Origin of the sequence: Brevundimonas sp. (genome assembly GCF_016463295.1) — a bacterium.
In the GTDB taxonomy this organism is placed as follows: domain Bacteria; phylum Pseudomonadota; class Alphaproteobacteria; order Caulobacterales; family Caulobacteraceae; genus Brevundimonas.
Window position 1 is genome coordinate 10,231 of the sequence record NZ_JAEMRO010000025.1, and the last position, 20,457, is coordinate 30,687.

The window sequence follows — 20,457 nt, forward strand, 5'->3', positions numbered from 1 at the left end:
TGGAGGCTGGAGGCTGGAGGCTGGAGGCTGGAGGCTGGAGGCTGGAGGCTGGAGGCTGGAGGTTGCCGCCATGGATACACAGGAGTTTCGTCGGGAGCATGCCGTCCTGCTGCGCTCGGCCACTCGTCTTGCGGGTCTGGCAGCTACGCTACAGACCCGAAATGACGCCGTCAGTGTTCGCTCGCTCATCGACGGCATGAACGACAGTCTGGTCGAGCACCTCACGAAGGAGGACACCCAGCTATATCCCGAAATGATGTCCTCGGAGGACCAGGCGCTTCAAACGATGGCCCGTGAGGCGTTCGAGGACATGGGTCTGCTGCACGGGGCATGGGTCGCCTATCGCAACCAGTGGAGTGTCGATAGAATCCTGTCGGAAGCTTCCACTTTCAATGCTGCGACCGCTGCCTTGGTCAAGGCCTTGGCCACGCGCATAGCGATGGAAAACGACGTCCTGTACCCGGCAGCGGAATCCTCGACCTTAGCGGTGCCTTGAGCTGCTCGTCTCTGAGGCCATCACCTCCGGGTGATCGGGGATTTAAGGGCCCCGCCTTGGCGGCAAGGGGGTTGTAATCGCCGTCGCACAAGGGCAAACCGGCCCACGGTCAGTCAGGCGATAATGATCAGGTGATGCCGCGCGTGGGGATGCGCGACATCGGGGCGTCGCCGAAGCGGATCACGACGACCAACGCCCTTCTCAGGCCCGAACCAGACGGTATCCCAAGCCCATGTTCAACACCCTCTTCGGCTCGATCTCCAACGACATCGCCATCGATCTCGGCACCGCCAACACCCTGATCTACATGAAGGGCAAGGGCATCGTTCTGAACGAACCGTCCGTGGTCGCCCTCAGAAATGTCGGTGGACGGAAGATCGTCCATGCCGTGGGGCTGGAAGCCAAACAGATGCTGGGCCGCACCCCCGGTCACATGGAGGCCATCCGTCCCATGCGAGACGGGGTCATCGCCGACTTCGAAGTCGCCGAGGAGATGATCAAGCACTTCATCCGCAAGGTTCACAACCGCAAGGGCTTCGTGAACCCCAAGATCATCGTCTGCGTGCCCTCGGGGGCCACGGCGGTCGAGCGCCGCGCCATCAACGACAGCTGCCTTAACGCCGGCGCCCGCCGCGTCGGCCTGATCGACGAGCCCATGGCCGCCGCCATCGGCGCGGGCCTGCCCATCCATGAACCGACCGGCTCCATGGTCGTCGACATCGGCGGCGGCACGACCGAAGTGGCCGTCCTGTCCCTGTCCGGCATCGTCTATTCGCGTTCGGTCCGCGTCGGTGGCGACATGATGGACGACGCCCTGATCAGCTACATGCGCCGCAACCACAATCTGCTGATCGGCGAGACGACCGCCGAGCGCATCAAGAAGGACATCGGCACCGCCCGCATTCCGGCCGATGGCGAGGGCCTGTCCATCGACGTCAAGGGTCGCGACCTGATGCAGGGCGTCCCGCGCGAGGTCCGCGTCTCCGAACGACAGGCCGCCGAGGCCCTGGCTGAACCCGTCACCCAGATCGTCGAGGCGGTGAAGGTCGCCCTGGAAGCCACCCCGCCCGAACTGGCCGCCGACATCGCCGACAAGGGCATCATGCTGACCGGCGGCGGAGCCCTGCTGCGTGGCCTGGACATCGAGATCCGCGATCACACCGGCCTGCCGGTGTCGGTCGCCGACGATCCCCTGTCCTGCGTCGCCATCGGCTGCGGCCGGGTGCTTGAGCATCCGCGCTGGATGAAGGGCATCCTCGATTCGGCGCTCTGATCGGCCGGATCAATCCGACCTGTAAAATCCGCGTCACTGCACGATGCGCCCGTTTCCAACGGGACCGGATTTTGCCATAGCCTGTCGATAATGGCGGTATGATCCGCTCGACTCGTTCTGTTCGAGTTCACTCAAGTCAGGAAGGCGCGCCGTGGCGTTTCGCGACGGACCGTTCGAGAATATCAAGGTTCCCGTGGTCTGGACGGCTGCGGTGGCTCTGGTCGTCTGCGCCATCGGGGCCAGCCTGCTGCTGATCAGCGATGCGCACGGCGAGGCGACCTATCGCCCCGTCCGTTCCGGCGTCGAAAGCACCGCGGGTGCTGTCGGCGGCGTCCTGGCCGCGCCCGTCCGCTGGTTCGGCAGCCTGGGCGACGGCATCAGCGGCTATTTCTTCGCCGTCTCCGAAAACCGTCGCCTGAAGGCAGAGCACGTCGAACTGCTGCGCCTGCGCGACGAGAATACGGCTCTGCGCATCGAGAACGCGCGCTACGAGACCCTGCTGGCGATCCGCCCCGACCCGCCCGTGGCCATGGTCACCGGTCGCGCGATCTCAGACGCACGCGGCCCGTTCTCTAATGCGCGGCTGATCGATGTGGGATCGGCAAAGGGCGTCAAGATCGGGCAGCCCGTCGTCAACGAGCAGGGCTTGCTGGGTCGGGTGGTCGGCACCTCCGGAAACGTCAGCCGCCTGCTGTTGCTGACCGATGTGGCCAGCCGGACACCGGTGATGATCCAGCGCACCGACGCCCGTGCCCTGCTGACCGGCGACGGCTCGGGCAACCCCCGGCTGGAGTTTGTGCGCGGCGTCGGTTCGGTGCAGGTCGGCGACCGCATCCTGTCGTCCGGCGACGGTGGGGCCTTCCCACGCGGCGTGCCCGTGGGTGTCGTCGCCAAGGGTCTGGACGGCAGCTGGCGGGTCAAGCTGTTCAGCGATCGCGGCCCGATCGACTACGTCCGCGTCATGCTGTTCCAGGACTTCGGCCAGCTGGTCGGCCCGCATGAATTGGACGCGCCACCGCTGGCGGGCCTGACCCCGGTACCGCGGGCTGTCCCTGCTCCTGCCGCCCCAGCGCCCTCGACGCCTGCGCCCGAAACGCCCGCGCCCGCCACCGGAGGCCCCGGATGAGACGGCCCGTCGCGGTCCGCGTCGTGGGGCCGGTGCAGTGGATCTTCATTCCCGCCGCCATCACCCTGGCGGTGACCCTGCTGCTGGCCACGCCGATCAGCCTGTTCGGCCTGCACCTGCCCGAGCCTGTCATTCCCATGGTGCTGGCCTTCGCCTGGGCCATGATCCGGCCTTCTATCGTGGCCCCTGTGATGCTGCTGCTGATCGGCCTGCTGCTGGATGGGTTCTGGGGCAATCCGCTGGGGCTATGGCCGCTGGCCCTGCTGGCCATCTATGGCGTCGTCCTGTTCTCGCGCAGCTTTCTGGTGGGGCAGGAGACGGCGGTTTTGTTCGTCACCTATGCGGCCTGCTGCCTGATGGCCTACGGCCTGTGCTGGCTGATCATGACCCTGGTCACCGGCACCTTCCCCAGCCTGGTCGCAGTCGCGGGCAGCCTGATCCCGACGCTTCTTCTATTCCCCTTCGCCAATCGCATGATCGAGCGGTTCGAGGACGGCGATGTGAGGTTCCGATGAGCTCGGAACCCTCGCTGATCTTCTCCGATCCGAACCAGCGTCAGGGAGCCTTCCTGCGTCGGACTCTCGTGTTCGGCGGCCTGACGGCGCTGGGCGGCATCGCCCTGGTCGGCCGGCTGGGCCAGCTTCAGGTCGTGCAGGCCCAGGAATACGCCACCCTGGCGTCCAACAACCAGTTCAACTTCCGCATCGTGCCGCCGCCGCGGGGGCGGGTGCTGGACCGCAACGGCGTGGTGATCGCCGGCAACCGGCCCAGTTTCCGCGTTCTGGTCGTGCGCGACGAGACCAAGGATCTGGACCAGACGCTCGATCTGCTTGGCCGCCTGCTGCCGGACACCGTCGATCGCCGCCGGACGATCATACGCGACGTCAACGCCGCCCCGCGCTTCTCGCCCGTGCCGGTCAAGACCGACCTCAGCTGGGACGAGTTCGCCCGCGTCAACCTGTATGCCAATGAGCTTCCGGGCGTCATGGCCGACATGCACGACGCCCGCTATTACCCCTTCGGCGGGGCCTATGCCCATGTGATCGGCTATGTGGCCAAGCCCAACGACCGCGACGTCAAGGCGATCAAGGATCGCGGCGAAACCGTGCCGGAGCTGCTCTACAATCCCGGTTTCCGCATCGGCCGCTCGGGGCTGGAGAAGGCGCTGGACCTTGAGATGCGCGGCACCGAGGGCGGCAACCGGGTCGAGGTCGATGTGCGCGGCCGGGTAGTGGCTCAGGACGTCGGCGGCTCCCGCGCGCCCATCCCCGGCAAGGATGTGGTCCTGACGCTGGACAACGACATCCAGAACCGTGCCCTTGAGGTGTTTGGCGAGGAGGCGGGCGGCTGTGTCGTCATGGATGTTCGCACCGGCGACATCCTGGCCATGGTGTCCTCGCCGTCGTTCGATCCCAACCTCTTCGTCGAGGGTGTGCCCTCGCGAATGTACCGCGCCCTGGCCGACTACGAGCGCCGTCCCCTGACCGACAAGGCCATGACCGGCACCTTCGCGCCGGGCTCGACCTTCAAGCCGGTGGTCGGTCTGGCCGCACTGAAACGCGGGGTCAGCCCTGACCGTCGCATCGTCTGCACCGGGGGCTATTATCTGGGGCGTCGGTTCGCCTGCCTGGGGCGGCACGGTGCGCAGGATATGCGCTCGGCGATCAAGAACTCCTGCAACGTCTATTTCATGACGCTCGCGGTCGAGATGGGACCGGACGCGGTGGCCCAGACGGCCCGCGACCTGGGCTTCGGCCAGACCTTCGACATCGGCATCGATGGCCAGAAGAAGGGCCTCGTGCCCGACACCCGATGGCGGCGGGAAAACCCCGTGCGCGGCGACGGCAAATGGTATCCCGGCGAAACGCCCAGCTATGCGATCGGGCAGGGGGCCCTGACCGTCAATGCCCTGCAGCTGGCCGTCTACACCTCGCGGATCGCCAACGGACAGAAGGCCGTCGTGCCGCGCCTGATCAAGTCGATCGGCGGAGTCGAACAGGCCCCGGGTGCCGCCTTCGCCGACCTGCCCTATGACGCCGAGTGGCTGAAGATCCTTCGGGAAGGCATGGAGGCCGTGACCGACGTCGGCGGCACTGGCTTCCGCAACAGCCAGCTGGGTCTCGGCCCCATCCGCATGGCGGGCAAGACCGGCACGGCCCAGGCCCGCAACTATGGCGCAGGGAGTCGCAAGGGTGCGGGCCGTCCGTGGGAGCAGAAGGACCACAACCTGTTCATCGCCTATGCTCCGACCGATGCGCCGCGCTATGCCGTCGCCGTCATCGTCCAGCACGGCGGTCTGGGCGGGGGCACGGCCGGGGCGCCGCGGGCGCGCGAGGTGATGCGCGTCGCCCTGCTGAAAGATCCGGAAATCCGCGCGCGTCTGGAGCAGTCGGGACTGGCGGGACCGGCAGAGGTCAACCCGCAGGACGCCCAGGCGCTGGAGGCGGGGGCCGCGACCGGCACGGTTGCACCGACACCGACACCCGACGCCGCCCCGGCACCGGATGCCACGCCGACCAATGCTGCCCCTGTCGCGCAGGCTCCGCAATGACCGCCTCGGCCCTGACCCGTCCGGGCGAGCGCGATCGCGTCTCGTCCAAGATCAGTGAGATTGACTGGCGGGTGGTCGGCCTGATCACGCTCATCTCGCTCGCGGGCTGCGCCATGCAGTATTCGATCGCGGGTGGCAGCTGGTCGCCCTGGGCGCTGAAGCAGATGATCCGCTTCGGCGGCCTGCTGGTCATGATGCTGATCCTGTCGATGGTGCATCTGAAATGGTGGTTCCGCGCAGCCTATCCACTATATGCCGTCCTGCTGGTGCTGGTCCTGGCCATCGAGTTCACGCCCCTGGGCTATACGGCTGGCGGGGCGAAGAACTGGCTCAATCTGGGCTTCACCCGCATCCAGCCGGCCGAGTTCATGAAGATCGGTCTCGTCCTGGCCCTGGCCCGCTGGTACCACGACCATACGGCCCAAGACGCGCGCTGGTCGTGGAAGCTGCTGATCCCGGCGGGCATGATCGGCCTGCCGTTCATCCTGGTCGCCAAACAGCCCGATCTGGGTTCTGCAATGATCATCGGCCTGACCGGGGCGGTGGTCATGTTCCTGGCGGGGCTCAGCTGGCGGGTCATCGCAACGGGCTTGGCCGCCGCCGTCGCCATCGTGCCGCCCTTCGTCATGTTCGGCATGCACGACTATCAGCGCAATCGCGTCCTGACCTTCCTCAGTCCGGAATCGGATCCGTCCGGCACCGGCTACAACATCATCCAGTCCAAGATCGCCCTGGGCTCCGGCGGCCTTTTGGGACGCGGCTATGGTCTGGGCAGCCAGAGCCAGCTGGAGTTCCTGCCCGAGCGGCACACCGACTTCATCTTCTCGACCCTGGCCGAGGAGTTCGGCTTCCTTGGCTCCTTCACCCTGCTGGCCTGCTACGTCGCCCTGATCCTGACTGCGCTGCGGATCGCGTCCCTGTCCTACAGCCATTTCGGCCGCATCGCGGCGTCCGGCATGGTGGCCTTCTTCGCCCTGTTCGTCCTGATCAATGGGGCCATGATCATGGGTCTGGCCCCCGTCGTGGGTGTGCCCATGCCGCTGCTGTCCTATGGCGGTTCGTCGATGACGACCATCATGATCGGCTTCGGTCTGGTCCTGTCGACGCGCGTCCACCGCTACGCCGAACTGCCGAAAGGGCAGGGGCTGTTCTAGCCAGAACTCTCCCTCCCCCTCGGGGGAGGGTGTCGGCAAAGCCGACGGGTGGGGAGGGCTCGGCGACCTCCTCCCCGTGTTTGTCTTGCCTAACCGCCCCCACCCGGTCGCTGTGCGACCACCCTCCCCTTGAGGGGAGGGATATGTATTGTGGGTCATGGCCAATTCTCCCGTAACCGCGCCGGCCTCGATGTTCTCCGACTGTGGCGACAAGCCCTGTCCCGAGCCGCTGCTGCCTAGCGCGACCGCCGAACAGACGGCGGCCCTGACCGACGGTGTCCGCATGCGCGAAAACCCGGCGGAATGGGCCTTCGTGCGGCTGTCCAAGCTGATCGAGGATTTCGAAAAGGGCCTCGACAAGGATGAGGAGATCGGGGCCCGCATCGTCGGCCTGCCTGGTGACGGGACCATGCAGATTCAGGACGTCGGCTTCTGGGGTCCCGACTTCATCATGTTTCTGGGCAGGAACAGCGACGGCAAGCCCGTCCGCCTGATCCAGCACTATGCCCAGATCAACGTGCTTCTGGACGCCCGCAAGAAGCCCGAGGAGCGCCCAGCCCACCGCATCGGCTTTCAGCTGTCCGAACTGGTCCAGAAGACTAATCCGAAATAGCCGTCAGTCGAACAGATCGCCGCTCTCGCCGTCCAGCGCCTCGCGCGCCAGGGCCCGCGTGACCGGCCGATGCAGGGCATCCAGCCGCTCGACGATCATTGCCGCCGCTTCGGCCGATCGGTCGATGCGGCGCACCAGATAGGGGACGACATCCTTAGGGGGGCGAATGCCGCGTTCGGCGAACCGGGCCTCCAGCATGGCGGCCAGCACCAGATCATCCGGGGCCTCCATCGGTATGCTGATCACCGCATTCAGGCGCGAGCGCAGGTCGGGCAGGGTGGCATGCCAGGCGCTGGGGGCCGGGCGCGACAGCATCAGCATGGCCCCGCCGGGGGCCTGGGCCAGATTGATCAGGTGAAACAGCGTCTCGTCGTCCGCGTCCATGGCGCGGTCCAGCAGGACGGGCCGCCCTTCCAGCTCCATCGGATCGATCACCGCCGCCTCGCCGCCGTGGATGGCGACGGCCCCGACCCGTTCGGCCCAGATCTGGCCCAGACGGCTCTTGCCGCAGCCAGCGGGTCCGCAGATGGCCATGACGCCGCCGATCAGATTGGGCCAGTCGGCCACGGCTTCGACCGCCGCGCGGTTGCAATCGGACACGACGAACCCGTCCGCCCCGTCGGGCAGGTCGCTTTGCAGCGGCAGGCGCATCTGGTCGATGGGCGCGGTCATGGCTTCACCATAGCACTTTGCCGGTAACCTTGATGCCCTCGGTGCAGACAACGGTGCAAGGCTTTGCGCAAGCTGTGGATTTTCCGTCCGTCGTCAGAGGAACTGCGCCATCTCCTGATGATATTTGCCCGGCGCGAACTCGATGACCTGATAGCTGGCGACGCCTGCGATCTGGAACGGGTCGTCCTTCAGCAGGGCCTCAAGCTCGGCCTTCGTCCCGCCGCCGCGGGCCAGCAGAACCCCGCCCGTGCGCGGCACCTGCGGTCCTGTCGCGATCAGCAACCCACTGGCCACGTGTGGGTCCAGCCAGGCGCGGTGCTGGGCGGTGACCGCCTCCACCTCTTTCATCGGCTTCACATAGGTCAGCAGGACGACAAACATGAGGGGTCGCTCGTTTGGGTGTGGAGTCTGTGCATCCTATCCACCACTGCACCGGCGCTGGCAACGGTCACGACAGGTGTGGATTCCGGACCCTGATCATCGGGTCAAAAAGCGCTATAGAATGGAGACACTGGAGACATCGCGCGGTGCCAATCCCGTCGCCATCTCATCGCTACCGGTCCTGACACAGTACGTATCCGCCGCCGTTATTCCGGGCGTGAACAATCACGCGAGAAGCCTGTCGCCACGGCCTGATTGGGCCAGCTACGCCATTCTCCGCGCACCGTTCCAGACCATGCTAGACTCACACCGTGTCGCCGGTCTTTGAAATCCTGAAATCACGCCCGTCGGCTTTTGTCGTCGGGGATGGAGACATTGGCCCTTCCGGCACGCCCGAACCTTGACTTTCCGGGGCGATGATGCGCCCTTCCGGCCTCCCGATTTGCGCCCAAGCGCCATTCCTTTCGACAAGACGAACCGACCATGCACGCCTATCGCTCCCACACCTGCGGTGCCCTCCGTCTGACCGATGCCGGTGCCAATGTCCGCCTGTCCGGCTGGGTTCACAGGAAGCGCGACCACGGCGGCCTGCTGTTCATCGACCTGCGCGACCATTACGGCCTGACGCAGTTGGTGCTGCACCCCGAAACGCCGGGCTTCGAGGCGGTCGAGCGCCTGCGCGCTGAAAGCGTCATCCGCGTCGATGGCGAAGTCGTCGCCCGCGACGCCTCGGTCGTTAATGCGACCCTCCCCACCGGCGAGATCGAGCTGAAGGTCCTGGCCGTCGAGGTCCTGTCCGAGGCCGCCGAATTGCCGCTGCCGGTCTTCGGCGAGCCGGAATACCCCGAGGAAATCCGCCTCAAGCATCGCTACCTCGACCTGCGCCGCGAGACCCTGCACAAGAACATCGTCCTACGCTCCAAGGTCATCTCCTCAATCCGCCGCCGCATGGTCGATCAGGGCTTCCTGGAATATCAGACGCCAATTCTGACCGCCTCCAGCCCTGAGGGCGCCCGCGACTTCCTGGTGCCGTCGCGTCTGCATCCCGGCAAGTTCTACGCGCTTCCGCAGGCCCCGCAGCAGTTCAAGCAGCTGCTCATGGTCTCGGGCTTCGACCGCTATTTCCAGATCGCGCCCTGTTTCCGCGACGAGGACCTGCGCGCCGACCGCTCGCTGGAATTCTACCAGCTCGACGTCGAGATGAGCTTCGTCACGCAAGAGGATGTTTTCGCCGCTATCGAGCCCGTCATGCATGGCGTGTTCGAGGAGTTTGCCGACGGCAAGCCGGTGTCGCCCATTGCCGGCACCCACACCTTCACCAACGACTTCGGCCAGACGATGGAGCACGCGGGCTTCGAGCGCCTGACTTACGAACAGTCGATGAAGTGGTACGGTACGGACAAGCCGGACACCCGCAACCCGATCAAGATGCAGGATGTCTCCGACCATTTCCGCGACGGCGGCTTCGGTCTGTTCAACAAGATTCTCGGCGCGGACGAGAAGAACGCCGTCTGGGCCATTCCAGCTCCGAGCGGTGGCAGCCGCGCCTTCTGCGACCGCATGAACGCCTGGGCGCAAGGGGAGGGCCAGCCGGGCCTCGGCTACATCTTCTGGTCCGACGACCAGCAGGCCTGGGGCGGCCCCATCGCCAAGAACCTGGGTCAGGAGCCGACCGACGCCCTGATGACGGCGCTGGGTCTGGGCAAGGGCGACGCCGCCTTCTTCGCCGCCGGCCTGCCGTCGGTGTTCGCCAAGTTTGCCGGCCTGGCCCGCACCCGCGTGGCCACCGAGCTGAAGCTGATCGATGAAGAGCAGTTCAAATTCTGCTGGATCGTCGACTTTCCGATGTTCGAATGGTCCGAGGAAGAGAAGAAGGTCGACTTCAGCCACAACCCCTTCTCCATGCCGCAGGGCGGGCTGGAGGCGCTGGAGACCCAGGATCCGCTGACCATCCGCGCCTATCAGTACGACATCGTCTGCAACGGCTATGAGCTGTGCTCGGGCGCGATCCGGAACCACAAGGCCGAGATCATGCTGAAGGCCTTCGAGATCGCCGGCTACGACGCCTCGGTGGTCGAGGAGCAGTTCGGCGGCATGCTGAACGCCTTCCGCTTCGGCGCGCCGCCGCACGGCGGTTTGGCCCCCGGCATCGACCGGATCGTCATGCTGCTGGCCGGCCAGACGGCCATCCGCGAGGTCATCGCCTTCCCGCTGAATCAGCAGGGGCAGGATCTGCTGATGAGTGCGCCGTCGGACGCGGCCGAGCGTCAGTACAAGGAACTACACATCCGTGCCGCTCTGCCGCTGAAGGGCTGATCGCTTGCGAAAAAGGCCCCGTCGGTGACGGGGCCTTCGATCAGTTGCCGCTGACGATGATGAAGTTGCGGGACCGGGGCGGAACCGGCGGTGCAGGCGGCACGATCCGGAGGGTCACGCCGCGACAGGTCCGCGCCGTCAAACCGCTGGGCAGGCGCGTCGAGGCGTCGCCGCAGGCCCGACCGATCTGATCCTGGCTCAGGCCGCGCGCGCCGACCAGATTCGCGCCGCGAATGTCGGTGCGGTTGAACTCCACGTCCGTGAAGTTGGCGCCGCTGAACTGACCGCCGGTCAGGCGTGCGCCGTTCAGGACTGCGCCGCGGAAGTCCACATTGCGGAAGTCGCCGTTCGACAGGTTCGATGCCGCCAGTTCGGCTCCGTTGAAGTTGGCCGACCGTGCACTGACATTGGCCAGGGTCGTGCCGTTGGCCTCCACGCCGCGCAGGGAAGCGCTGGTCAGGACCGCGCCGTTCAGATTGGCCCCGTTCAATTCGGCACCCGTTAGATTGGCCGCGGCTAGCCGGGCCCGCATCAGCGATGCGCCCATGGCCTCGACGCCGGTCAGATTGGCCGAGCTGAAGTTGCTGCCGGTGAAGTTGGCGCCGACCATTTCTGCGCCGCTGAGGTCCGCCCGGCTGAAATCGCTGCCCGAGAAGTTGGAGCCGACCAGTTCGGCTCCGCGCAGATTGGCGCCGACCAGCGTCGCGTTCAGAAAGCTGGCCCCCGTGAAGGCTGCACCGGTCAGATCGCGGCCCGACAGTTCGCACCGGCTGCACGAGCCGCCCAGCGACACCATCCGGGCCACGTCACGGTCCTGGAGCTGGAACTGGATCGTCACCTCGGCCGAGGCCGATCCGGCGATCGCAAGCGCGGCCACGGCTCCGCCCAGGGCGGCGGCAAGGCGACGGGAAAGGGTCAGGTTGATCTGGGACACGCCCCTTAATGCCCGCAAACGCCCGTCCACCCTACTTAAATCGCGGTAAGGTCGCTGCCGCATCTATGGCAGTGTCTTGGGTGCGTCAGCAGCGAGGGATGGTCAGGCCGCGCGGCAGCCGGGTCGTTTCGTCGCCACAGGCCTGGTTGAGGCGACCCTGGGTCAGGCCCGTCGCCCGCAGCAGCGTCGCGCCGGACAGATTGGTGCCGGTCAGGGTGGCGCCCGAAAAGTTGGCCCCGTCCAGATAGGCCCCCACGAAGCTGGCATTGGTCAGGTTGGCTCCGGCAAAGCTGGAACTCGAAAAGACGCCGCCATAGGCCTCCACATCACGCAGGTCCGCGTTGGAAAAGCGCGTGCGGTTCATGACCGCCAGGCTGAGGTCCGACTGACGCAGCCGGGCCCCGTTCAGATTGAGCCCGCTGGCCTCAAGCCCCGAGAAGCTGCCCTGGAACAGGTTGCAGCCCGCACAGCTGGCACCGCCGCGTACCCGCGCGATCTGGCTGGCGTTCTGGGCGAGGACAGGCGAGGCGACGGTGGCGACGAGCGCGACGGCGAGGATCAGCAGGCGTTTCATTCAGGCAGGCTCCGAAGCTGGCACGACCAGCGCTGCAATATCGGGACCAGCCTAGCGCAGAGTTCTTTACGATCCGTGGCGACCTCTGATCTCAGCCGCCTTGCATCGACGGCGCGATCCCGCAGGTGTCGCAGACCCAGACGCCGCCGCGCTTCTGCAGGGTGAAGTCACCGCAGGCGGAGCAGGCGTCGGCGGCAACGGGCGATACGGGTCTCGGGGCGGCCTCTGGGCGGCCAAAGGGCAGGACCACGAGGTTGTCGGGGGCGGCTCCTCGGGCGAAACCCTTGGAAATATAATGCGCTGCGGGCACCAGTTCGTCGGCCTTGCCAGAGCCCAGTCCGTCGGCGTCCAGCGGCTCGGCATCCGCATTCGCCAGTTCGTGACGCCCCAGATAGCTGACACCCAGTTCGCGGAAGATGTAGTCGAGGATCGACGTCGCCGAGCCGATGGAGTCGTTGCCGGTGACCCGGCCCGCCGGCTCGAAGCGGGTGAAGACGAAGGCATCGACGAACTCGTCCAGCGGCACGCCGTACTGTAGGCCGATCGAGATGGCGATGGCGAAATTGTTCATCAGCGAGCGGAAGGCGGCTCCTTCCTTGTGCATGTCGATGAAGATCTCGCCCAGCTCGCCGTCGTCATATTCGCCGGTGTGGATATAGACCTTGTGGCCCCCGACGGCCGCCTTCTGGATATAGCCTTTGCGGCGATCGGGCAGCTTGCGGCGGGTGCGGTCCCGCTCGATCACCTTCTCGACGATGCGCTCGGATGGCGGCGGGGTAGACGGCTCCTCGCGCCGGTGGCGGTCGTCGAGCGCGGGCAGATCCAGGGCGAAGTCGGCCGGGGCGGGGTTCCGCCTGAACCGCACCGTCTGCGCGCCCATTTGCGCGGCCTCAGCCAGCTTTTCGGCCACGTCGTCGAGAGAGGCACTCCAATCCAGCGGGAGGGCTCGGGTGTCAGGCGCATTCAGCGTCGCCAGATACTGGCTCGTCAGCCGGGCTTCGAATGCTGCAGCATCAGCCAGGATTTGGCTCAGAGCTTCCGGCGCATCCGACCAGCCTGACAGATCGTCATGGCCGAACACCCAGGCATCGGCCTGCACGACCGCATCGGCGTCGAACCCTAGCGTCGTCAGCAAATCGGAGGTGTCGGTCGTCACGCCGAGAACATCCCGCAAAAAGCCAGGATCGAGTACCGGTGCGCGGAAGACATCGGCCAAACTGTCGACGCTCAGCAAGGCCGTCTCGACGGCGTCCAGCTCGACATCCGTGAAGCCGACTCCTCGCAAGGCCGAATGATCGATGCCGGGCGCGTTTACCAGGGTCCGATGACCGAACAGATGGCGCTCAGCGGATGCGATGTCGCTGCCCGCCTGCGCGATAGCCGCAGCGATCGAGGGGCGCAGGCGGGACTGGATGTCTCCGTCATGGGTTTGCCAGACCTCCGTTGATGCGAATGCGGACAGGCCGAGCCGTAGATGCGCCTCAGGATCGTCGACGATGCCACCCAAGCGACGATCGGTCCCCACGGCCTTGCGCACCACCCTGGCCACGTCGCCCGCAAAGGCGACCGGATCCGCAGCGGACAGCGCGACATCGCCCAGCCCGCCTAGACCGATGTTCAAGGGTTGATCTGGCACCGTCAGCGCTTTCGACCACAGAACACACAGCGATTCGACGAGCGCCAGGACCTCATCGCCGGCGACGGCGGCGAGCGCGGGCATCGACAACAGGATGCCGGGAGCGCCAGCGGTGTCGATCAGGGCCTGCGCGTGGTCAGCCTCGAAAATGACGATGACATCGCCGTCCGCCATGAGACCGGCTATCGGCCAAGGTGATGCTACGATCTTGGTGCGGTTTGCCAGTGCGATGAGCGGTAGAGGAGCCGGACGGGCGGCGGGCACCGGCGCAACCGGTGTCTCGCCTTTCGACGCTCGCAGAATGTCCAGGTCTTCGGCTCCGGCCAGTCTTGCCTGCGCGGCCGCACGGGCGAGCGCGGGGTTACACGCGGGATCGGCGCAATCGGCCTGCGGGCCCTCGCAGCGATCCACGGCCTCGGTCACCCGCGACAGGGCTGTGCAGACGGCCTCGACGGCACCGACCGCCAGCCGCTCGGCGCGTCGTTGGGAAATCTCTGCGCCCAAGCCCTGCTCGGCGTCTGGATGCGAAAGATCGTAGGTGCGGTCTGTAACAGCCTGGCTATGGGCAGGCGTGACCAGGCCGAGCCGAAGGGAGGCGACTAGATCGACGTCATCCGCGACTGTCAGCGTCTTGACGTAGTCTTCAATGGCCGCGCTGAGGCTGGCTGACGTCGTTTCGAATGGCGCAATGTCTGCCCAGTCCAGCCAGGCCTCAACCTGAGCGTCGGTGCAGCCGGCAGGCGCATCGACCGTCACGATCCTGTCCGCGCGCTCGAGATCGCGAGGCTCCCAGAGGGTTCGGCTGTCGAGCGCGGCGAGCGAGAGGGGCATGCGGATGTCCAGAGCGACCTGCCTGCGCAGACTAGCGGCATCTAAGGCGGATCAGCAATAAATCTGGCGGGTCGGCTTGGGATTACCCCCAAGATGTTGAGTTGGCCGCTTGGGTCATGCGGCTGGACGAACCGTCCGGCATTTTCTATGCTGCAGCGTGTCGCCGGCGGCTTGCCGCGACGGATCACGAGTGGAATTCCTGACGTGCTAGGCAAGATTTTCGGCTGGACCAGCGGCGCGACCCTGGGAACCCTGTTCACCATCGCCAAGCGCGGAGAGTTCGTCGGTGAGGACGAGTTCGGCAGCCGCTATTATCAGTCCCGCGACACCACCAGCTATGACGGCCGTCGTCGCCGCTGGGTGACCTACAACGGATATGCCGACGCTTCCAAGGTGTCGCCTGACTGGCACGGCTGGCTGCATTACACGCTGGATGAGCCTCCGACTGTGGCTCCTCTGGCCCGGCAGCGCTGGGAACTGGACCACGTCCCCAATCTGACCGGCACACCGATGGCGTGGAAGCCGCAGGGGTCGCTTGCGGCTGACGGCAAACGCCCTGCTGCCACGGGCGACTACGAGGCCTGGAGCCCGGAATGAACCCTCGGGGCCTGATCCTGGCGGGTGTGACGGCCGGGGCCATGCTGGTGTCCGGCGGGGTCATCGCCTCGGCCTTGAACGACCTGCCGCAGGATGCCGTGCCCGTGCAGGGCACGACCGCCGATTTGAACCGACAACAGACGCCGCCGAGCACGCCCCCGGCCCAAGCGGGGCCCGCGTCGCCCGAGACAGCGCCTGTAGCGGCGCCCGCCGAGCCGGTGGTGGTCGTCGCGCCGCCGATTGAAGAGGCTGTCGACGAAGAGGTCGCGGCGGCCGCGCCTGCGTCTGTGGTCGCGCCGACAGAGCCGTTGCGCCGCCAGCGTCGTCGCGTCGCCATCGTCGAGGCTATCGACAAGATCACGGCCCGCTCCATGCGGTTCGAGGTCGAGGTCGGCGGTCGCCCTGTGCGCTTCGAGAAGGCCCTGATCATCTCGGCCCGGGCGTGCGAAGTGTCGGCGGGCGATGAGCAGGTCGCCGATGCCATCGCCTATCTGGACGTCAGCCTGCAGCCGCGCGGCGTGATGCGGGGCGAGCAACGCCAGGTTTTCCGCGGCTGGATGTTCGCGTCTTCACCGGCGGTCAGCAGCTTGCAGCATCCGCTTTATGATGCCTGGATCGTCGGCTGCAAGGCATAGAAGATCGCGGCCTCGCTTGACAGCGGCTCGAACAGGCTGCGGCTGTTGGGCCTGACAGTCAGGGCCGGCTTGAGCTGTTTCAGATAGTCGGCCTGGGGCGTCTCAACCGCGCCGAACTGGGCCAGATGGCTGGTCAGGAACTGAGTATCCAGCAACCGCCAGCCGCCCCTTTTCAGTCGCGCGACCAGATGCACCAGGGCGACCTTGGATGCATCGCGTTCCAGACTGAACATGCTTTCGCCGAAAAAGGCCCCGCCCAGGGTCACGCCATACAGGCCGCCGACCAGCCGCTCGTCCTGCCAGCATTCGATGGAATGGGCCTGGCCGCGTGCGTTCAGCGCGACGTAAAGGCGACGGATTGGGGCGTTGATCCAGCTGTCTTCGCGTCCGGCGGCAGAGGCGGCGCAGGCATCGACGACGGCGTCGAAGGCTGTGTCGACACGGACCGTGAAGGTCTCGCTGCGCACCGTTCGGCGCAGCCGGGTCGGGATGTGGAAGGCGTCCAGCGGAATGACGCCCCGCTGCTCCGGTTCGACCAGGAAGATGCGCGGGTCATCTCGCGCCTCGCCCATCGGAAAGACGCCGGTGGCATAGCAGTGCAGCAGTTCGTCAGGGCCGAAGGCTCCGAAGGGGCTGCTGGCACTGAAGCCGGGGTCGTCCACCGGCCCTAGGCCGACGCCTTCTGCCGCGCCGCCCATTGCTCCAGCCAGTGGATGTCATAGTCGCCGGACAGGATGTCGGGCTCGGCCAGCAGCTTCTGGAACAGGGGGATTGTGGTGTCGATGCCGCCGATGACCATCTCGTTCAACGACCGTTTCAGACGCGCGATGCACTCCTCGCGGTCGCGGCCGTAGACGATCAGCTTGCCGATCAGGCTGTCGTAATAGGGCGGGATCGAATAGCCGGCGTAGATGGCGCTATCCAGCCGCACGCCCAGGCCGCCGGGGGCGTGGAAGTCGGTGATCTTGCCGGGCGAGGGGGTGAAGGTCTCGGGGTTCTCGGCGTTGATGCGGCACTCGATGGAGTGGCCGGTGAACTTCACATCCGCCTGGGTGAAGGACAGGGGCAGGCCGGCGGCGATGCGGATCTGTTCGCGGACCAGATCGACGCCGGTGATCATCTCGGTGACCGGATGCTCGACCTGCAGGCGGGTGTTCATCTCGATGAAGAAGAACTCGCCATCTTCCCAGAGGAATTCGATCGTTCCTACGCCCAGATAGCCGATGGCGGCGATGGCTTTGTTGACCGTCTCGCCGATGGCGGCGCGCTCGGCGGCCGACAGGGCGGGCGAGGGGGCTTCTTCCAGAATCTTCTGGTGGCGGCGTTGCAGGGAGCAGTCGCGCTCGCCCAGGTGGACGACGTTGCCGTGGCTGTCGGCGATGACCTGAAGCTCGATATGGCGGGGCTTCTGGAGATAGCGCTCCATGTAGACGGCACCGTTGCCGAAAGCGGCGAGGGCTTCGGACTGGGCGGTCTGCACGGCCTCGACCAGATCGTCGGCGGTCAGGGCGACCTTCATGCCGCGCCCGCCGCCACCGGCAGACGCCTTGACGATCAGGGGAAAGCCGATGGACTTGGACGCCTCGATGGCGGCCTCGACGGTTTCGACCTCACCGGCCGAGCCGGGCACGACGGGGATGCCGGCGTCCATGACGGTCTGTTTGGCCGTGATCTTGTCGCCCATGACCCGGATATGCTCGGGCTTGGGGCCGATGAAGGTCATGCCGTGGGCCTCGACGATCTCGGCGAAGCGGGCATTTTCCGACAGGAAGCCATAGCCGGGGTGGATGGCCTGGGCCCCGGTGATTTCGGCCGCCGCGATGATCGAGGGGATATTCAGATAGGATTTGGCGGCGGGCGCCGGGCCGATACAGACGCTTTCGTCGGCCAGGCGAACCCACATGGCTCCGCGATCGGCCTCTGAGTGCACGGCGACGGTGGAGATGCCCATCTCCTTGCACGCGCGGTGGATGCGCAGTGCGATCTCGCCGCGGTTGGCGATCAGGACCTTGGTGAACATGCGTCCCGCCTCAGGCTTGCAGCAGGACGAGGGGTTCGCCGAACTCGACGGGCTGGGCGTCGCCGACCAGCACCTCGACGACGACGCCGTCGCGCGGGGCCTGGATCGGGTTCATGGTCTTCATCGCCTCGACGATCAGCAGGGTCTGGCCCTTCTTGACGGTGTCGCCGGGCTGGCAGAAGGGCGGCGCTTCGGGAGAGGCCTGCAGATAGGCCGTTCCGACCATGGGCGACTTCACCTCTTCGCCCGACTTGGCGACGATGGTGGCGGGGTCGGACGGCATGGCGGCGGCAGGCGCAGCCGCAGCAGGGGCTGCTGCGGGAGCCTGAGGCGCATAGGCGGGGGCCGCTGCGTACTGCACCGGGGCCGACACGGTCACTTCACGCGCGACGCGGATGTGCAGGTCGCCACGCTCGACCTCGATCTCGGTCAGGTCGGTGTCGTTCAGGATGTCGGCAAGTTGACGCACCAGGGCGGTGTCGATCTCGGCGTCGTTCTTGAGCTTGGGAGCGGGGGTCTTGGAATCGGCCATGGGAGCCTCTTTCTGTCCTTTAAACCGAACGGCCCTGGGCCACAGCGCGTTCCTGCACGAGGCCGAGAGCGGCCTTGACGGCCAGTTCGTAGCTGATCGGGCCAAAGCCCGAAATGATGCCGGTGGCGACCGGCGAAACATAGGATCGATGCCGGAAACGCTCGCGCGCCGCCGGATTCGACAGGTGGCATTCGACGATCGGGATCGTCAGCGTCTTCAGCGCGTCCAGCAGGGCGACGGAGGTGTGGGTATAGCCGGCGGCGTTCAGCACCAGGGCCGAAGCCTTGTCGCGCGCCTCCTGCACCCAGTCGATCAGTTCGCCCTCGTGATTGGTCTGGCGAAAGACGATCTGGGCCCCGTCAGCGGCGTCGACGCACAGGGTTTCGATGTCGGCCAGCGTCTCATGTCCATAGATATCCGGTTCCCGAACCCCGAGCAGGTTGAGGTTGGGGCCGTTCAGGACGTAGATGACGGACGTTTGGGGCATGAGCTCCGGGCGCTGGACGCCGATGAATCGGGCGGCCTTTTAACTGACGGACCGCGCGGGTCAAAGCGCGACGATGAACGGATTGACGTAACGGTATGCGCATTCAAGTCAACGGAGATACGCGCGAAGTGTCGGCGCGGACGATTCTGGAACTGGTGGAGGCCCTGGGGCTGGACGTCCGCAAGGTGGCGGTGGAACGCAATCTGGAGATCGTGCCGCGGTCGCTGCATGCCAAGACGGCGCTGGCGGAGGGGGACCGGATCGAGCTGGTGCAGTTCGTGGGTGGGGGGTGAGCGATCAAAAGCGGTGACGTGGGTTTTCCCGCCGGCCTGATCGGACTAGGTCATCGGCCATGAGCCAAGCACCCGACACCTGGACCGTCGCCGGTCGCACCTTTTCCTCGCGCCTGATCGTCGGCACCGGCAAATATGCCGACTATGCGCAGAATGCGGCCGCGGCCGAGGCAGCGGGGGCGGAGATCGTGACCGTGGCGGTGCGGCGGGTGAACCTGTCGGACCCCGGCCAGCCGATGCTGGTCGACCATGTCAGCCCGGAGCGGTTCACCTTCCTGCCCAATACGGCGGGGTGCTTCACGGGCGAGGAGGCGGTGCGGACGCTGCGTCTGGCGCGCGAGGCGGGCGGCTGGAACCTGGTCAAGCTGGAGGTTCTGTCGGACAGCGCCCACCTGTATCCCGACATGATCGAGACGCTGCGATCGCTGGATATCCTGGTCAAGGACGGGTTCGACGTCATGGTCTATTGCACCGACGACGTGGTCATGGCCAAGCGGCTGGAGGAGGCGGGGGCCGCGGCCATCATGCCGGCCGCCAGTCCCATCGGCTCGGGCCTGGGCATCCAGAACCGGGTCAATATCCGCCTGATCGTGGAACAGGCGAAAGTGCCGGTTCTGGTCGATGCGGGCGTGGGCACGGCGTCGGACGCGACCATCGCGATGGAGCTGGGCTGCGACGCCCTGATCGCCAATACCGCCATTGCCGGTGCGAAGGATCCCATCCTGATGGCCAGCGCCATGAAGCATGCGGTGATCGCGGGCCGCGAGGCCTATCTGGCCGGGCGGATGCCCAAGCGTATGTATGCCAGTGCCAGTTCACCGCTGAGCGGGCTGATCTGAGTTTTCAAAGACCGGGCACGTCTGATCCCCGCCTGCGGAGATCCGCAGCCGGTTGAAGGTGGGATGGGCCGGCGGAGCGCCGGGCGCGATGCCCGGAGACCGTGGTCCCCGCTTTCGCGGGGATGACAATTGTTTCGGCATCGCGTCGTCGCTCCGCACGAGATGTCTGACCGGTGGCTGTCGGCCTGGGATGGAGGGGCTTCCCCCACCCAGGACCAGCGACGCTCTTAGCGCCTTGCCGACATGGCCTCCGGCGGGACGGTCGGAGCCTTGCGGAACCCGATCCCGTGAACAGCGCAGGTTCCCTGCCATACGCTCTTTGTGGAGAGCGCCCGAGGGCGCTCTCCGGAACGACGCCCTAACGCTCGCCTCGCGGAGGCTCGCTGCTTGAGGGCGTCCTTCCTGTTTTGGGGAGACACCGTGCTCGCGGAGAAGGCCGGTCTTGGCCGACAAACCCGCGTAGCCGGGACCACCCCTCCCGCTCATCTCGTTCCCGC

21 protein-coding genes are annotated in these 20,457 nt (G+C 66.3%); 12 read left to right on the forward strand and 9 right to left on the reverse strand.

Going from position 1 to position 20,457, the window contains the following annotated elements; all coding sequences use genetic code 11:
• The 7 genes from JHC81_RS07380 to JHC81_RS07410 all read left to right on the forward strand — a co-directional run.
• Nucleotides 1-496, forward strand: a 496-nt coding sequence (locus JHC81_RS07380) for a hemerythrin domain-containing protein (RefSeq protein WP_292172708.1), incomplete at its 5' end; no start/stop codon positions are given.
• A 232-nt stretch (nucleotides 497-728) separates the two neighbouring features.
• Nucleotides 729-1,769: a rod shape-determining protein gene (locus JHC81_RS07385; RefSeq protein ID WP_292172711.1), complete on the forward strand. Its 1,041-nt coding sequence runs from the start codon at nucleotides 729-731 to the stop codon at nucleotides 1,767-1,769.
• A 151-nt stretch (nucleotides 1,770-1,920) separates the two neighbouring features.
• Nucleotides 1,921-2,895: a rod shape-determining protein MreC gene (gene mreC, locus JHC81_RS07390; RefSeq protein WP_292172714.1), complete on the forward strand. Its 975-nt coding sequence runs from the start codon at nucleotides 1,921-1,923 to the stop codon at nucleotides 2,893-2,895.
• The gene (locus JHC81_RS07395) at nucleotides 2,892-3,410 is read left to right on the forward strand and encodes a hypothetical protein (protein WP_292172716.1); all 519 of its coding nucleotides are present in this window, start codon (nucleotides 2,892-2,894) and stop codon (nucleotides 3,408-3,410) included. Before mreC ends, JHC81_RS07395 begins: the two co-directional genes overlap by 4 nt.
• On the forward strand, nucleotides 3,407-5,446 hold the full coding sequence (gene mrdA, locus JHC81_RS07400) for a penicillin-binding protein 2 (RefSeq protein ID WP_292172718.1): 2,040 nt from the start codon (nucleotides 3,407-3,409) through the stop codon (nucleotides 5,444-5,446). The genes JHC81_RS07395 and mrdA overlap by 4 nt, the downstream gene beginning before the upstream one ends.
• Entirely contained in the window at nucleotides 5,443-6,600 is a 1,158-nt protein-coding gene (rodA, locus tag JHC81_RS07405; protein ID WP_292172721.1) for a rod shape-determining protein RodA, read from the forward strand. Before mrdA ends, rodA begins: the two co-directional genes overlap by 4 nt.
• A gap of 157 nt (nucleotides 6,601-6,757) precedes the next feature.
• On the forward strand, nucleotides 6,758-7,213 hold the full coding sequence (locus JHC81_RS07410) for a DUF6173 family protein (protein ID WP_292172724.1): 456 nt from the start codon (nucleotides 6,758-6,760) through the stop codon (nucleotides 7,211-7,213).
• A 3-nt stretch (nucleotides 7,214-7,216) separates the two neighbouring features.
• Here JHC81_RS07410 and JHC81_RS07415 read toward each other — a convergent pair whose 3' ends face one another.
• Nucleotides 7,217-7,885, reverse strand: coding sequence for a DnaA/Hda family protein (locus tag JHC81_RS07415; protein ID WP_292172726.1), 669 nt, complete (start codon nucleotides 7,883-7,885; stop codon nucleotides 7,217-7,219).
• A 93-nt stretch (nucleotides 7,886-7,978) separates the two neighbouring features.
• Nucleotides 7,979-8,266, reverse strand: a complete 288-nt coding sequence (locus tag JHC81_RS07420) for a YciI family protein (protein WP_292172729.1) — start codon at nucleotides 8,264-8,266, stop codon at nucleotides 7,979-7,981.
• A gap of 483 nt (nucleotides 8,267-8,749) precedes the next feature.
• Here JHC81_RS07420 and aspS point away from each other — a divergent pair, with 483 nt between their 5' ends.
• Complete coding sequence (gene aspS, locus JHC81_RS07425) at nucleotides 8,750-10,582, forward strand: aspartate--tRNA ligase (protein ID WP_292172731.1); 1,833 nt, start codon at nucleotides 8,750-8,752, stop codon at nucleotides 10,580-10,582.
• A 40-nt stretch (nucleotides 10,583-10,622) separates the two neighbouring features.
• Here aspS and JHC81_RS07430 read toward each other — a convergent pair whose 3' ends face one another.
• The 3 genes from JHC81_RS07430 to JHC81_RS07440 all read right to left on the reverse strand — a co-directional run bounded on the left by JHC81_RS07430 (nucleotide 10,623) and on the right by JHC81_RS07440 (nucleotide 14,557).
• The gene (locus JHC81_RS07430) at nucleotides 10,623-11,516 is read right to left on the reverse strand and encodes a pentapeptide repeat-containing protein (RefSeq protein ID WP_292172734.1); all 894 of its coding nucleotides are present in this window, start codon (nucleotides 11,514-11,516) and stop codon (nucleotides 10,623-10,625) included.
• Nucleotides 11,517-11,601: 85 nt separating this feature from the next.
• A complete protein-coding gene (locus JHC81_RS07435) occupies nucleotides 11,602-12,090 on the reverse strand; it encodes a pentapeptide repeat-containing protein (RefSeq protein ID WP_292172737.1) in 489 nt (162 codons plus the stop codon).
• Nucleotides 12,091-12,181: 91 nt separating this feature from the next.
• Nucleotides 12,182-14,557, reverse strand: coding sequence for a TSCPD domain-containing protein (locus JHC81_RS07440; protein WP_292172740.1), 2,376 nt, complete (start codon nucleotides 14,555-14,557; stop codon nucleotides 12,182-12,184).
• 204 nt (nucleotides 14,558-14,761) lie between these two features.
• Between JHC81_RS07440 and JHC81_RS07445 the strand changes: the two genes are divergently transcribed.
• Both JHC81_RS07445 and JHC81_RS07450 read left to right on the forward strand, forming a co-directional pair.
• Entirely contained in the window at nucleotides 14,762-15,154 is a 393-nt protein-coding gene (locus JHC81_RS07445; RefSeq protein ID WP_292172742.1) for an NADH:ubiquinone oxidoreductase subunit NDUFA12, read from the forward strand.
• Nucleotides 15,151-15,789 (forward strand): DUF2155 domain-containing protein, encoded by a 639-nt coding sequence (locus tag JHC81_RS07450; RefSeq protein WP_292172745.1) that lies wholly within the window; start codon nucleotides 15,151-15,153, stop codon nucleotides 15,787-15,789. The genes JHC81_RS07445 and JHC81_RS07450 overlap by 4 nt, the downstream gene beginning before the upstream one ends.
• Here JHC81_RS07450 and aat read toward each other — a convergent pair.
• From aat to aroQ, 4 genes are read right to left on the reverse strand one after another with little or no spacing between them, the layout of a single operon-like run.
• Complete coding sequence (aat, locus tag JHC81_RS07455; RefSeq protein WP_292172749.1) at nucleotides 15,756-16,487, reverse strand: leucyl/phenylalanyl-tRNA--protein transferase; 732 nt, start codon at nucleotides 16,485-16,487, stop codon at nucleotides 15,756-15,758. The genes JHC81_RS07450 and aat overlap by 34 nt on opposite strands.
• Nucleotides 16,457-17,809, reverse strand: a complete 1,353-nt coding sequence (gene accC / locus JHC81_RS07460; RefSeq protein WP_292172753.1) for an acetyl-CoA carboxylase biotin carboxylase subunit — start codon at nucleotides 17,807-17,809, stop codon at nucleotides 16,457-16,459. The genes aat and accC overlap by 31 nt, the downstream gene beginning before the upstream one ends.
• A 10-nt stretch (nucleotides 17,810-17,819) precedes the next feature.
• Nucleotides 17,820-18,341 (reverse strand): acetyl-CoA carboxylase biotin carboxyl carrier protein, encoded by a 522-nt coding sequence (gene accB / locus JHC81_RS07465; protein WP_292172757.1) that lies wholly within the window; start codon nucleotides 18,339-18,341, stop codon nucleotides 17,820-17,822.
• Between the two features lie 19 nt (nucleotides 18,342-18,360).
• A complete protein-coding gene (gene aroQ / locus JHC81_RS07470; protein ID WP_292172760.1) occupies nucleotides 18,361-18,828 on the reverse strand; it encodes a type II 3-dehydroquinate dehydratase in 468 nt (155 codons plus the stop codon).
• A gap of 95 nt (nucleotides 18,829-18,923) precedes the next feature.
• Between aroQ and thiS the strand changes: the two genes are divergently transcribed.
• Both thiS and JHC81_RS07480 read left to right on the forward strand, forming a co-directional pair.
• Nucleotides 18,924-19,121 (forward strand): sulfur carrier protein ThiS, encoded by a 198-nt coding sequence (gene thiS / locus JHC81_RS07475; RefSeq protein WP_292172763.1) that lies wholly within the window; start codon nucleotides 18,924-18,926, stop codon nucleotides 19,119-19,121.
• 59 nt (nucleotides 19,122-19,180) lie between these two features.
• On the forward strand, nucleotides 19,181-19,960 hold the full coding sequence (locus JHC81_RS07480) for a thiazole synthase (RefSeq protein ID WP_292172767.1): 780 nt from the start codon (nucleotides 19,181-19,183) through the stop codon (nucleotides 19,958-19,960).
• Nucleotides 19,961-20,457 lie beyond the last annotated feature (497 nt).